This is a genomic window from Kineococcus siccus (genome assembly GCF_009906795.1).
Classification (GTDB): domain Bacteria; phylum Actinomycetota; class Actinomycetes; order Actinomycetales; family Kineococcaceae; genus Kineococcus; species Kineococcus siccus.
In genome coordinates this window covers 1-12,929 of record NZ_JAAALN010000127.1, presented here as the reverse complement: position 1 = coordinate 12,929, position 12,929 = coordinate 1, and the positions used below count along the sequence as shown (strand labels likewise).

At 74.6% G+C, this 12,929-nt stretch carries 11 protein-coding genes; 4 read left to right on the top strand and 7 right to left on the bottom strand.

Going from position 1 to position 12,929, the window contains the following annotated elements; translation table 11 throughout:
* Positions 1-145 precede the first annotated feature (145 nt).
* Positions 146-1,498 carry an ABC transporter substrate-binding protein gene (locus tag GTR02_RS14180; RefSeq protein WP_166608145.1) on the bottom strand — a complete coding sequence of 451 codons (1,353 nt, stop codon included), beginning with the start codon at positions 1,496-1,498 and terminating at the stop codon, positions 146-148.
* A 309-nt stretch (positions 1,499-1,807) separates the two neighbouring features.
* Here GTR02_RS14180 and GTR02_RS14175 point away from each other — a divergent pair, with 309 nt between their 5' ends.
* Entirely contained in the window at positions 1,808-2,788 is a 981-nt protein-coding gene (locus GTR02_RS14175) for a sugar-binding domain-containing protein (RefSeq protein ID WP_166608143.1), read from the top strand.
* A 60-nt stretch (positions 2,789-2,848) separates the two neighbouring features.
* Here the strand turns inward: GTR02_RS14175 and GTR02_RS14170 are convergent, their stop codons facing one another.
* Positions 2,849-3,817: an aldo/keto reductase gene (locus GTR02_RS14170; protein ID WP_166608142.1), complete on the bottom strand. Its 969-nt coding sequence runs from the start codon at positions 3,815-3,817 to the stop codon at positions 2,849-2,851.
* Positions 3,818-4,095: 278 nt separating this feature from the next.
* On the opposite strand from GTR02_RS14170, the gene GTR02_RS14165 reads away from it, so the two are divergent.
* Positions 4,096-5,385 carry a DUF222 domain-containing protein gene (locus tag GTR02_RS14165; RefSeq protein WP_166608141.1) on the top strand — a complete coding sequence of 430 codons (1,290 nt, stop codon included), beginning with the start codon at positions 4,096-4,098 and terminating at the stop codon, positions 5,383-5,385.
* A gap of 21 nt (positions 5,386-5,406) precedes the next feature.
* On the opposite strand, the gene GTR02_RS14160 is transcribed toward GTR02_RS14165, so the two are convergent.
* From GTR02_RS14160 to GTR02_RS14150, 3 genes are all read right to left on the bottom strand, one after another.
* The gene (locus tag GTR02_RS14160) at positions 5,407-6,468 is read right to left on the bottom strand and encodes a glycosyl hydrolase (protein ID WP_166608140.1); all 1,062 of its coding nucleotides are present in this window, start codon (positions 6,466-6,468) and stop codon (positions 5,407-5,409) included.
* Between the two features lie 89 nt (positions 6,469-6,557).
* Entirely contained in the window at positions 6,558-7,337 is a 780-nt protein-coding gene (locus GTR02_RS14155; RefSeq protein WP_205709271.1) for an SDR family oxidoreductase, read from the bottom strand.
* Positions 7,338-7,342: 5 nt separating this feature from the next.
* A complete protein-coding gene (locus GTR02_RS14150; RefSeq protein WP_205709270.1) occupies positions 7,343-8,239 on the bottom strand; it encodes a TIM barrel protein in 897 nt (298 codons plus the stop codon).
* 138 nt (positions 8,240-8,377) lie between these two features.
* Between GTR02_RS14150 and GTR02_RS14145 the strand changes: the two genes are divergently transcribed.
* Positions 8,378-8,881: an Hsp20 family protein gene (locus GTR02_RS14145; RefSeq protein ID WP_166608138.1), complete on the top strand. Its 504-nt coding sequence runs from the start codon at positions 8,378-8,380 to the stop codon at positions 8,879-8,881.
* Between the two features lie 57 nt (positions 8,882-8,938).
* Here the strand turns inward: GTR02_RS14145 and GTR02_RS14140 are convergent, their stop codons facing one another.
* Positions 8,939-9,940 carry a zinc-binding dehydrogenase gene (locus tag GTR02_RS14140; protein WP_166608137.1) on the bottom strand — a complete coding sequence of 334 codons (1,002 nt, stop codon included), beginning with the start codon at positions 9,938-9,940 and terminating at the stop codon, positions 8,939-8,941.
* A 9-nt stretch (positions 9,941-9,949) separates the two neighbouring features.
* Positions 9,950-10,609, bottom strand: a complete 660-nt coding sequence (locus tag GTR02_RS14135) for an NTP transferase domain-containing protein (RefSeq protein WP_166608136.1) — start codon at positions 10,607-10,609, stop codon at positions 9,950-9,952.
* 217 nt (positions 10,610-10,826) lie between these two features.
* On the opposite strand from GTR02_RS14135, the gene GTR02_RS14130 reads away from it, so the two are divergent.
* Positions 10,827-12,929: sensor histidine kinase (locus GTR02_RS14130; protein ID WP_166608135.1), on the top strand; the 2,103-nt coding region annotated here is incomplete at its 3' end.

The following is a 12,929-nucleotide window of genomic DNA, read 5'->3' as shown; positions in this document are numbered from 1 at the left end:
GGGTGAGGGCGGTGCTGCCCGGACTGCTCATGGGGTCCTCCGACGTCCTGCTCGCTGCAGCCGTTGGTGCGGGGAGAGCCGGGGCAGGGCGCCGCCGGCGCACGGGGACGACCCCGCCCGCGGGTGCGGACGGGGTCGGCCGTGATCAGCTCTTCTGGTAGACCTCGGTGACCTGCTTCTCGGCGAGGGCCTGGCCGTCGTCGAGCGCCTTCTCGACGGTGGTCTGGCCCGCGATCGCGGAGGAGACGCCCTGCGACACCTGCGTGCCCAGGTTGGCGAACTCGGGGATCGCGATGAACTGGATGCCGGGGGCCGGGCGCTTCTGCACGCCCGGGTCGGCCGGGTCCGCGGCGTTGATGGCGTCCTGGGTGGCCTGGTAGAACGGGCCGGCCGACTGCTGGTAGTCGGTGTTCTCGTAGGTCGAGTTGCGCTTGCCGGCGGGCACGCTGGCCCAGCCGACCGTGGAGCCCACGAGCTCCTCGTACCTCTGGCTGGAGGCCCAGGAGATGAACTTCCAGGCGTTCTCCTGCTTCTGCGACGCCTTCTGCACGCCCCAGGCCCAGGAGTAGAGCCACCCGGAGGAGTCGGTCTTGTTGACCGGCGCGGCGACGTAGCCGATCTTCCCGGCGACGGGCGAGCCGGTCGCCTCGAGCGAGCCGGCGGCCGACGTCGCGTCGTACCACATCGCGACCTGACTCTGGGTCATGCCGTTCAGGCACTCGGTGAACCCGGCCTGCGGTGCACCGGCCTCGCCGTGGGCCCGCACGAGGTCGACGTAGAACTTCGTCGCCTCGACGAACTCGGGAGCGTTGACCTGGGCGTTCCAGTTCTCGTCGAACCAGGTGCCGCCGAAGGTGTTGACCACGGTGGTCAGCGGGGCGAAGACCTGACCCCAGCCGGGCTGGCCGCGCAGGGCGATGCCCTTCATGTTGGGCGCCGCGCCGTCGAGCTGGGCCGCGAAGTCCGCGACCTCCTGCCACGTCGGCTTCGCAGGCATCGTCAGGCCCTTGGACTCGAAGATGTCCTTGCGGTACATCAGGAACGAGGACTCGCCGTAGAAGGGCTCGGCGTACACCTTGCCGTCCTCCCCCGTGAGCGCGGTCGCGAGGGGGGCGAGGATGTCGTCCTGGGCGAAGGCGGTGTCGGCCGAGATGAAGTCGTCCAGCGGGGCCAGCCACTCGTTCTTGGAGTAGAAGGGCACCTCGTAGTTCGAGATCGACGCGACGTCGTACTGACCGGCCTGGCTGGAGAACTCCTGGCTGATCTTGTCGCGCACGTCGTTCTCGGGCAGCACCGTGTAGTTCACCGTGATACCGGTGTCCTTGGTGAAGTTGTCGGCCGTGAGCTTCTGCAGGTCGATCATCTGGGGGTTGTTCACCATGATGACGCTGATGCTGTTGTCGCCACCGCCACCGCCCCCGCCGGCGCCGCCACCCCCGCCGGCGCCCGAGCAGCTGCTCAGCAGCGCCGCGCCGCCCAGGCCGCCGATCCCGGCCATGGCCGCGCGCCGGCTCACACCTCGCGCCTCGCTGTGACGTCCGAACATCGTCCCCTCCAGTGTCTTCATCGACAGGTCCCAGGATCCGGAGCCAGTGATCACTCCCGCTGGGGTGGCCCTGTGCCGTACGCTCATGTGAGCGGGCTACTCTCAGCTGTGCAGATCGTGACCTGCACCCGGAGGGATGTCAACTCCACGAGCGGCGCCCGGCACCCCGACCGAAGGAGGTCACGCGGTGAGCACCATCCCGACGATCGCTCCGTCCACGGCCGGCGCGGGCGCCCCTGTGCGTCCCCCGGTCGGCGTCGCGTGAGCCGCGCGCCCGCGCGGGGGGCCGCCTCGGTGAGCGGGCTGGCCCTGGCGGCCGCTGCGGCGCAGCGGTTCTACGTCGAGAACCTGACGAAGACCGAGATCGCCCGGCAGCTGGGGGTCAGCCGCTTCAAGGTGGCGCGCCTGCTGGCCGACGCGCAGGACGCCGGCCTCGTCCAGATCCGCGTCACGGCCCCGCCCGCCCTCGACGCCGAGCTGGCGGAGGGTCTGCGCACCCGCTTCGGCGTGCCGGCCGCGTTCGTCCTGCGCGCCGAGGGGGAGACGGTCCTGGACCAGCGACGGGCCGTCGGCGTCTTCACGGCGGGGCTGCTGCAGGAGGTGCTGGCGCCCGAGGACGTCGTCGGCCTCGCGTGGGGCCGCGCCGTGTCCGTCGTCGCGGCCGCCGTCCACGCGCCGCTGCGGTGCCGGTTCGTGCAGCTGTCGGGGGCGCTGCCGCGGCCCGACGTGGAGGAGAGCGCGGTCGAGCTCGTGCGCCGGGTCGCGGCGGGCACGTCCTCGACCGCGGTGACGTTCTACGCGCCGCTCGCCGTCGCCGACGCCGCGACGGCCGACAGCCTGCGGGCGCAGTCCGGCATCGCCGAGGCGCTCGCGGAGCACGACCACCTGACCAAGGCCGTCGTCTCGATCGGCGCCTGGGCGCCGGGGGAGTCGACGGCCCTGGACTCCCTCGACCCCGCCGACGCGCACGCGCTGGCCGCGGCGGGTGCCGTCGCGGAGATCACCGGGGTGCTCCTGGCGGCGGACGGCGGGCCGGTGCCCGGGCTCGCCGCGCGGGTCATCGGCATCACGGCGGACCAGCTGCGGCGCACGCCCGACGTCGTCGCGATGGCGACGGGCGACGCCGGGGCCCGCGCGGCGGCGGTCGCCGCGGTCCTGCGCAGCGGGCTCGTCTCGGCGCTCGTGACCCACGCCGAGCTCGCCCGGCAGGTGCTGGCGCTGCCCGACCCGCCACCCCGCTGACCGGCCTCAGGCGTCGCCCGCCGCCAGACCCGCGCCGCGACCGCGCGGGCGGGGGAGGGCTCAGAAGCCGCGGACCTCGTGCGGCTCGTACGGCGCCTCGAGCTCGGCGACCTCCTCGTCGGTGAGGACGAGGTCGACGGCCGCCACGGCGTCGTCGAGGTGGTGCGGCTTGGTCGCCCCGACGATCGGCGCGGTGACCACGGGGTTGCGCGCGACCCAGGCGAGCGCGACCTGCGCCCGCGGGACGCCCCGGCGCTCGGCGACACGCGCCACCGCCGCGGCGATGTCCGCGTCGGAGTCGCGGTACAGGCTCTTGCCGAACTCGTCCTTCTCCGACCGGTTCGTCGAGGCGTCCCAGTCGCGCGTCAGCTTGCCGCGCGCGAGCGGGCTCCACGGGATGACGCCGATGCCCTCGTCCGCGCACAGCGGCAGCATCTCCCGCTCCTCCTCGCGGTAGAGCAGGTTGTAGTGGTCCTGCATCGTCACGAACCGGCGCCAGCCGTGGGCGTCCTGCAGGTGCAGGGCCTTGGCGAACTGCCACGCCCACATCGACGACGCCCCCAGGTAGCGGACCTTGCCCGCGGTCACGACGTCGTCGAGGGCCTGCAGCGTCTCCTCGAGCGGGACCGTCGGGTCGAAGCGGTGGATCTGGTAGAGGTCGATGTAGTCGGTGCCGAGGCGCCGCAGGCTGTTGTCGACCTCGCTGAGGATCGCCTGCCGCGACAGGCCGCCGCCGTTCGGGCCGGGCCGCATGCGCCCGTGGACCTTGGTGGCGATGACGACCTCCTCGCGCGGGACGGCCTTGAGCAGGACGCTACCGACGATCTCCTCGCTGGAGCCGCCGGAGTAGACGTTGGCGGTGTCGAAGAAGGTCACGCCCGCGTCGAGCGCACGGTGCAGGAAGGGCGCGCTCTCGTGTTCGGGCAGCGTCCAGGGGTGCCCGCCGCGGTCGGGGTCACCGTAGCTCATGCAGCCCAGGCAGAGCCGGGACACCTCGAGGCCGGTGGAGCCGAGCTTCACGTAGTCCATGGCGCGATCCTCACCGACTCCGGGTCCCGGCGCACGGGCAGGCTCAGGCCCTGGGCGGTGGACCGCCGCCGCGGGCGAATAGGAAGGGCCCGCGCACCACGCCGCGACCCTCCGACCCGGACGGGACGAGTTCGTCGCTGCGGATGACTGAGGTCTCGGGACCCGCTGCGACACAGTCGCCGTGCTTGCCGACCACCACCTGAACGGGTACCATCGAACACGTGTCCACTACTCCCGCAGCGACTTCGGCGGATGCGGTGCTGCGCCTGCGGGATGCTGTGGAGGAAGTCCGTCAGGTCGTGCGTCCCGGGGTCTCCGACGCCGATCTCGTCGACGTGATCGCGGCGGCGGAGGTCGTCAAGCGGGCGCTGGGCGCGGTACAGGCCGAGGCGACCGCGGCCCTGACGGTCTCCGTGCGGGCCGCGGAGGCTGCGGCGGGGGTTCCCGCGGCGAAGCGGGGGCGGTCGGTGGGGCCGCTGGTCGCGGCCGCACGGCGGGTGTCCCCGCACCAGGGCGGCCGCCTCGTCGGGGCCGCGCTGGCCCTGGTCGAGGACCTGCCGCAGACCCTGTCCGCGCTGCGCTCCGGGGTGATCGAGGAGTGGACCGCGACCAGGGTCGTGCAGGCCGCGGTGTGCCTGGGCCGCGACGACCGCGGCCGGGTCGACGCCGGCCTCGCGGCGGAGTTCAGGCGCCCCGGGGTGGACGCCGCGGCGATCATCGGATCCGCGACGGCGCTGGCCCAGCAGATCGACCCGATCGCTGCGGTGGCGCGCGCCCGCAAGGCCGCGAACGAGCGGTGCGTGACGGTGCGCCCCGCACCGGACACGATGACGTACGTGACCGCGCTGCTCCCCGTGGCGGAGGGGGTCGCGGTGCACGCCGCGCTCCTGAAGGCCGCCTCCGAGCACGCCGCGACGCGGGCCCCCGGCGACGAGCGCGGTCGGGGTCAGGTCATGGCCGACACGTTCGTGCAGCGGATCACCGGACGCGACCCGTCCACCGAAGCGGTCCCGGTCGTGGTGCACCTGGTGATGGACACCGACACCCTCCTGAACGCCGGCGACGTCTCCGCGAGCATCCCCGGCCACGGACCCGTCCCCGCGGCGGTCGCGCGGGAACTCCTCGCGTGCGCGGCAGAGGCGGGGCTGGCCTCGGTGCGGCGGTTGTTCACCGCCCCCGACCCCTCGCAGCTCGTCGCTCTCGAGTCCCGGCAGCGAGCCTTCCCCGACGGGCTCGCCGCGTTCCTGCGCGCGCGGGACCAGCGGTGCGCGACGCCGTGGTGCGAGGCGCCGATCCGCCACCTCGACCACGTCGAACCCCACGCCAGAGGCGGACCGACCAGCGCCGCCAACGGACAGGGGTTGTGCGAGGCCTGCAACCACACCAAGGAACTCCCCGGCTTCTCCTCCACCCGGGATCCCCGGACCGGGGTCAGGACCCTGCGCCTCCCGACCGGTCACACCTCCGCGAGCTCTCCACCCCCGGTGCTGGGTCATCCCGTGCTGCCGGAGGTCGAACCTCCCGGTACCGAGGCGTTCCTGCGGCACGCCCCGTTCCTCGCCGCCTGATCCACGGGTGGTCGGCCGAGCTCAGCGGAAGTTCGGCACGTCCCGGCGCGTCACGACGTACGGCGAGGCGTAGACGGCCTGCAGCCACTCCACGGGGTTGTGGTCGGTGAGCCACTCGCCGTGCCAGGTGAGTAAGAAGACCCAGTCGGTGCTGGTGCTCTGCAGCAGCTCCGGGTCCGGGATGGGCCCGTTCTCGTGGAGGGCGACGGGCATGTCGGGCCCGACGATGGCGCGGACGGCGGTGTAGATGTCGTTCTGCGGGTCGTAGTCGCCGTCGGCCGCGTAGGTGTCCCCTCCGCTCATGTCGACGACGTCCGGCCCCGGGTAGAAGGCCCCGTCGGGCTCGCCGTTGAAGCCGAGCAGCCACACGAGGTTGTGCACCTCGCGCTCGTTGACCATGCGGTGGTAGGCGTAGCGCCAGACGCGGTTGTACTGGTCCCCGCCCTCCATGCTCCACCAGAACCAGTCTCCGCCGGCCTCGTGGAAGGGGCGCCAGATGACGGGGATCCCCTCGCCCTGCAGGACGAGGAGTTCCTCGGACACGGCGTCGAGGCGTTCGTTGAAGGACCGGTTCTCCGCGGTCCCGGGGGTCAGGACCGCGTCGATGTCGACGCTCATCCGGCTGCCGTCGTAGGTGTTCGGCTTCGTCGGAGCGCCCATGTGGAAGCTCAGCTCGACGATCCCCCCCGCCCGCCACCAGGCGATGGCGCGTGGTGTGAAGTCGGGGCTGTCGCCGTAGTCGAAACCGCGGACGGCCGGGAGGAGGCCGGTGTTCTCCTCGATGTAGTCCATCTCGTACTCCGGCCCGTCGTTCCACGTCGACTCCTGCTGACCGGACAGCACGCCCGTGCCCTGCAGCGAGTCGAGGTAGGCGAAGAGCCGTCGTGCCTGCGGGGTGGCGTGCCGGTCGGTCAGGCGCCGAGGGCGGCCCGGGTGCGGGCTGCGCGGCGCGGCGCCCGCGGCCTGCGGCACCGACAGCGCACCCGCGGCGGCGACCATCGCCGTCGTCACGGTGCGCCGCGCGAGCCTGCGCGCCGGCGGGGCCGGGTGCTGACCCGGGGTGATCGGTCCACGAATCGTCATCGATCCTCCTGCTGCAGTCGCTCAGGGACGGCCCCAAGTTAACCGACTGAAGGAAGGGTCGCCAGTGGGCGTGGCGCCGTGGCCGCGGCTCAGACGATCGTGTACCCGCCGTCGATGACGAACGACTGACCCACGACGTAGCGGGCCGCGGGGGACAGCAGCCACGCGACGAGCCCGGCCACGTCCTCCGGCTCGCCCATCTCGCCCGTCGGGATCCGCGAGCGCCAGAACGCGCCCATCTCGGGGTTGGCGTCGGTGAACTGCCGGGTCATGTCCGAGGCGATGTAGCCGGGGGACACCGCGTTGACGCGGACGCCGAGCGGGATCCACTCCACCGCGAGCGACTTCGTCAGCGCCTCCACGGCGGCTTTCGACGCGTTGTACGACGCCTGCGGCTGGGGCACGTTGACGATCCGCCCCGACATCGAGGCGATGTTCACCACCGCCCCCGGGGACGCCGCGGCGGCGCAGGAGCGCGCGAAGGCCTGGCAGACCAGGAACGTGCCCGTGAGGTTCACGCCGATCACCCGGTTCCACTCCTCGAGCGTCACGTCGATCGCGTCGCGGGTGTGGGTGATGCCGGCGCAGTTCACGAGCAGGGTCGGCGGGCCCAGCGTCTCGGTCACGACGCCGAACGCCGCCTCGACGGAGGCCGGGTCGGTGACGTCCAGGCCCGTGCCCACCGCCGTGACGTCCCACTCGGCCTCCAGCTCCGCGGCGACCTCGGCGACGTCGGGGTTGAGGTCTCCGAGGGCGACGTTCGCGCCGCGGGTGGCCAGTTCCCGCGCGATGGCGAGCCCGATGCCCCGGGCACCGCCGGTCACGAGGGCGGTCTGGCCCTCCAGGTCGGTGGGGGAGGTGCGCGCCACCGCGGTCACCGCCGCTGCGAGGCGTGCGAGGCGGCCAGCAGGTGGTCGCCGACGAAGCGCCGAGCGTGGGCCGCGAGGTCCTCGCCGTCGTCCCACAGGTTCCGCCAGATGGCGAGGTCGTTGGACAGGCCCCGCGAGACGACCGCCGAGGAGAAGCTCTCGAACGTGATGGGGCCCGTGTAGCCGATGTCGAGCAGGGCGTGGAAGAACGCCGGGAAGTCGAGGTGGCCCGACCCCAGGTAGCCGCGGTGGTTCTCCCCGACGTGCACGTAGCCCAGGCGGTCCCCGACCTCGTAGACCGGCCGGACGAGGTCGTCCTCCTCGATGTTCATGTGGTACGTGTCGAGGTGGATGACGAGGTTGTCCTCGCCCACGTCGTCGGCCAGGCGCAGCGCGTCGTGCGCGGTGTTCACGACGTTCGTCTCGTAGCGGTTGCAGATCTCCAGGCCGAGCGTGATCCCGCGCCCGCGCGCCTCCTGCGCCGTCTCGCGCAGCACCCGCACGACGTTCGCCCGCCCGCCCGCGGTGAGCGGGGCCGAGTACTTGCCGAGGGCCGAGTACAGCGCCCCGGCCAGCATCGTGCCGCCCAGGCCCGCGACGACCTCGACGGAGTCGCGCAGCAGCTGGGCGCCGCGCTCGACGACGGCCGGGTCCTCGCTGGAGATGTCGGCGTCGAAGGCGAGCCCGCGCGAGCACGCCACGGCCAGCCCGTGCTCGGCCAGCAGCGCCCTCGTCGCGGCCGTGTCCAGGTTCGTCGAGTCGTGCAGCGAGAACTCCAGCAGGCCGAAACCGGCTGCGGCCGTGCGGACCACGGCCCGCTCGATGTCGTCCGGGCTGAGCCCGCCGGCCCAGACGAGGGCGTGGCAGCCCAGGAGGTTCGCGGGGCTGGGCAGGTCGGGCACGGCAGTCTCCTCGTCGTCGAGCGTCTGTCGGCGCGACCCTACTCACGCTCACGGCGAACACGGAATTGAGTCGCTGGGACTCAGGTTGATGACGTCAGCGGCGCTCACCTGGGCGCCGGTCAGTTCGAGGAGGACATCGTGAGCACCCTGTACCCCTGGGCGTCCGTCCGCAGCGGTCGCGACGCGCAGTTCACCCAGCAGTTCGACACCCTGGTCCGGGCGGCCTTCTCGCCCGTGGCCGTGCGCGGTGTGCCGAGCGGCCGCTTCGTCCCTGCGGCGGAGGTGGTCCGCGACGGTGACGACGCCCTGGTGCGCCTGGAGCTGCCGGGCGTCGACGTCACGAGCGACGTGACCGTCGAGGTCGAGGGCGACCGGCTCGTCGTGCGCGGCGAGCGCAAGGACGACCGCGAGGAGTCCCAGCGCGGCCGCGGTCTGCGGGAGGTGCGCTACGGCTCGTTCCGCCGCGCCTTCACGCTGCCGGCGTCCGTCACGGCCGACGCCGTGAGCGCCACCTACGACGCGGGCGTCCTGACGGTGCGCGTCGCCGGCGCGCACGCGAGCACCGCGGTGCGCCGCATCGAGGTCACGACGGCACCGGTCGTCGCGAGCACCGACGCGACGGAGACCACCTCCGCCGCGTGAGACGACCCGACCGCGACGGAGGCGACCTCCGCCCGCGGCCGGCGCCCCCGGGGCGGCTCAGGCGGCCCCGGGGGCCGGCACGTCCGTGGTCAGCAGCACCTTGCCGACGTGCTGGGACTCGGACAGCACGGTGTGCGCCCGCGCGGCCTCGGCCAGCGGCATCCGCTCCGCGATGACCGGGCGGACCACCCCGTCGGCGAGGAGCGGCCACACGTGGTCGCGCACGCTCGCGACGATCCCCGCCTTGTCCTCGGGCGTGCGGCTGCGCAGCCCCGTGGCCTGGACCGACGCGCGCTTGGCCAGCAGGACGCCGAGGTCCAGCTCCGCCGTGCGCCCGCCCTGCATCCCGATGACGACGAGGCGACCGCCCGTCGCGAGGACGTCGAGGTTGCGCTGCAGGTACTTCGCGCCCACCACGTCGAGGACGACGTCGGCACCGTGCCCGCCCGTGGCGGCGCGGACCACCTCGACGAAGTCCACCTCGCGGTAGTTCACGAGGACCTCCGCGCCGAGCTCGGCGCACGCGGCGAGCTTCGCCGCGGAACCCGCGGTGACGGCCACCCGCGCACCCACCTGGCGGGCCAGCTGGACCGCCATCGTCCCGATGCCGCTGCTGCCGCCGTGCACCAGCAGGGTCTCGCCGGGGCGCAGGCCCGCCAGCAGGAAGACGTTGCTCCACACCGTGCACGTGACCTCGGGCAGCGCGGCCGCGTCGACGACGCCGATCCCGGCCGGCACGGGCAGCAGCTGCCCCACGGGCACGGCCACCTTCTCCGCGTACCCCCCGCCGGACAGCAGCGCGCAGACAGGCTCGCCCCGGCTCCAGCCGCTCACCCCCGACCCCAGCGCCGAGATCCAGCCCGACACCTCCAGCCCCGGGTGCTCGGGCGCCCCGGGCGGTGGCGGGTAGTGGCCCTCGCGCTGCGAGAGGTCGGCGCGGTTGACCCCGGCCGCGGCCACGTCGACGAGGACCTCGCCGGGGCCGGCGACCGGGTCGGGCAGCTCGGTGAGGGTGAGGACGTCGGGTCCGCCGGGCTCCCGGACGGTGATCGCTCGCACGCCGCGACCCTACGTCCGGCCCGCGGCGCCCGCGCCCGGGCCGCCGTGCCGCCGCAGCACCGCGCGGGCGGCCTCGAGGTCCTCGGGCGTGTCGACGTCGAGGGCCTCCTCCGCGCTCACCTCCACCGCCAGGACCCGGCCGGCCAGCAGCGCCCGCAGCGGCGCGCCGGCCACGGCGGGCAGCGCACCGAGGGCGCGCCGGGCGGCGGCGGTGCGGTGGGCCGAGAGCAGCGGCTGGCGGCGGCCCGAGGGGTCCACGCCGACGACGGCGTCGACGTCCGGACCCGCGGCCCGCAGGGCCGCCAGGAGCCGGGGCACGGCGCCCGCCGCGAAGGGCGCGTCCCCGCCCAGCAGCACCACGACGTCCGTGTCCACGAGGGCCAGCCCGGCCGCGACCCCGGCGAGGGGCCCGCCGCCGGGGGGCTCCTCGCGCACCTGCCGGACGCCCGCGGGCAGGTCCCGCGGCGGCCCGACGACCACGACGCGGACCCCCGTGCCCGGCTCCGGAGGGTCGGGCGGGGTGGCCAGCAGGGCGGCCAGCAGGGTCGCGAGGGACCCCGTGGCCCCGACGGGCGCGAGGAGCTTGTCGCTGCCCGGCCGGCGCGCCGCGAACCGCGTGCCGCCCCCACCCGCGAGGACCAGGACGGTGACGTCGTCGGCGGTGGTCACCCGGGGAGTGTGCCGCGGCCCGGCCGCCCGGGCACTGTGGTCGCAGAGCTGACACGAGAGGTGACTCTGTGTCACTGTCAAGGGGGGCGCGCCGCCGTTCGGTGAGCCGATCGGGCGAATTCGGTCACGCCCGGGGCTTCACTCCGGGGCACGAGGTGCCGATGTGCCGGGTGACGTCTCCACCGACCGTGGGGAACCTCGCGTACGGAAGGTCGACATGCTGCGGAACCTGAGCGTCAGGGCCAAGCTCCTGGTCCTCGTCGTCGTGCCCCTCCTGGTGCTCGTCGGCGCGGCCGTGGTGCTCGACGTGCAGCGCTCCTCCGCGGCGCGCGAGACCCGCGACGTCGCACGCTTCGCCGCGTCCAGCGACGAGGGCAGCAGCTTCGTCGTGGCCCTGCAGCGCGAGCGCCTGCTCAGCCTCCAGCTCCTGGCCGGCTCGGACGCGGTCACGGCCGAGGAGCTGGCGACGGCCCGCACCCGCACCGACGCCGCCGAGACCGCCCTCGACGCCGCCGTGGGCGAGGCCGGCGAGGGCGCCACCGCCGCCGCCGCGACCGGCGTCCGCGAGCTGGCCGTGCCGCTGCGGCGCGTGCGCGCCACGGTGACGCGCGGCGAGACCACCGCCGCGCAGACGCTGGCGGCCTACAGCGCCCTCGTCGACGGCTACACCGGAACGGTCCAGACCGTCGCCGACGGCAGCGCCGACCGCGACCTCGCCCGCGGCCAGGGCGCCTTCGCCGCCCTGCTCGAGCAGCACGAGGCCGCCTCCCGCGAGCAGGCCGCGGGCCTGCTCGTCCTGCGCGGCCTCGGGACCCCCGAGCTCACCCAGACGCGCGTGGCGGCCATCGCCCAGCAGGACGCGGCCGGCCGCCAGGCCCGCAGCCGGCTGTCCGGCGACCTCGCCGCCTCCGTCGACACCATCCTCGGCGCCGCGGACGCCACCGGGGCCCGTGCCCGCGTCGCGGGCGCCCGCGCGGACTTCGCCGCCGCGGGCACCGGGACCCCGGCCCTGGACCCCGAGGCGTGGCTGACCTCCTCCTCGAGCCTCGTCGCGAGCCTGTCGGCCGCCACCGCGGTCGTGGCCGACGACGTCGCCGCCGACGGCGAGGAGCAGGCCGGTGCGGCCGTGCGCTCCGCCGTCCTCTTCGCCCTCGGCAGCCTCCTCGTCCTGGCGCTCGTCGCCCTCCTCGGCTGGGCCCTCGTGCGCGACGTCGGGGGCCGGCTGCGCCGGGTCACCGCCGCCGCCACCCGCGTGCGCGAGGACCTGCCCGCGCTGGTCGAGCGCGCGTCCACGGGCGACACGGGCGACACGGGGGACCCCGTCCCCGCCGGTTCCGTCCTCGCCACCGGTGGCGGTTCCGACGAGGTCGGCCGACTGGGCGCCGTCGTCGACGACCTCCAGGCCACCGCCCTGCGCGTCGCGCGCGAGCAGGCCGCCCTGCGCCGGTCGATCGCCGAGACCTTCGTCAACGTCGCGCGCCGCGACCAGACCCTGCTGGCGCGTCAGCTCGCGTTCCTGGACCAGCTGGAGCGCACCGAGACGGACCCCGACACCCTCGAGGACCTCTTCACCCTCGACCACCTCGCGACGCGCATGCGCCGCAACGCCGAGTCGCTGCTCGTGCTGGCGGGCATCAACACCGGCCGCCGGCTGCGCCGCGCCCTGCCGCTGAGCGACGTCATCCGCACGGCCGCAGGCGAGATCGAGCACTACGACCGCATCGACCTGTCGCTGCGCGTCGACCCGCCGGTCACCGGCCACCTCGCCCTCACGGTGGCGCACCTCGTCGCCGAGCTCCTCGAGAACGCCACCTCCTTCTCCGACCCGGGCAGCCGCGTCGTGGTCAGCACGAGCGAGGACGCGCGCGGCGTCGTCGTCGAGATCGCGGACTCCGGGCTCGGGATGGACCCCGACGAGATCGAGCACGCGCAGCAGCGCATCTCGGGCGGCCGGGCCAGCGAGTTCGTCGGCGCCCAGCGCCTCGGGTTCTTCGTCGTCGGCCGCCTCGCGGGGCGCCTCGACATCGACGTGCACTTCGACTCCGTCGAGGGCGAGGGGACCACGGTCACCCTCGTCCTCTCCCCGGCGCACTTCGTGCCGGGCAGCGTCAGCGCCGGGCAGCCCGAGCTGCGCGCGCTCGACGCGGCGCCCTTCCCGGCCGACCCGCCGCCCGCCCTGGAGAGCCCCGCCCCCGGGGGACCGGCGCCCCGTCCGGCCGCCGCACCCGGTGCGCCGTCGACCCTCCCGCGCCGCTCGCCCGCCGCCGTCGTGGGCGTCCCGGACCCCCTCGCCGCCGCGGGCCTGGGCGACGCGCTGTCC